Annotated in this window: 1 protein-coding gene; it reads right to left on the bottom strand. The window is 70.4% G+C overall.

The window, feature by feature from the left end:
- The coding region (locus tag V5F77_RS29370; protein WP_429008547.1) for an ATP-binding protein at positions 1–233 on the bottom strand (233 nt) is incomplete at both ends.

Here is a 233-nt window from a genome sequence, read left to right on the forward strand (position 1 = left end):
CCCGAGCGTAGAGGACGGAGTGATCGTCGCGCGCCGCGCGATGGCCGAAGGCGCAGGAGAGCCAGGTCTTCCCCGATCCGGTCGGGCCCGTGATGAGGCAGTTCTGGTGGCGATCGATCCAGTCGCCAGCGACGAGCCTGGCCAGGAGCGCACGGTCCAGGCCGCGGGGCGTGCGCAGATCAACATCCTCGACGCATGCGTCCTGTCGCAGGGCGGCGAACTTGAGCCGGGCC

The sequence above is a fragment of the Roseixanthobacter psychrophilus genome (genome assembly GCF_043195195.1).
In the GTDB taxonomy this organism is placed as follows: Bacteria; Pseudomonadota; Alphaproteobacteria; order Rhizobiales; family Xanthobacteraceae; genus NCEH01.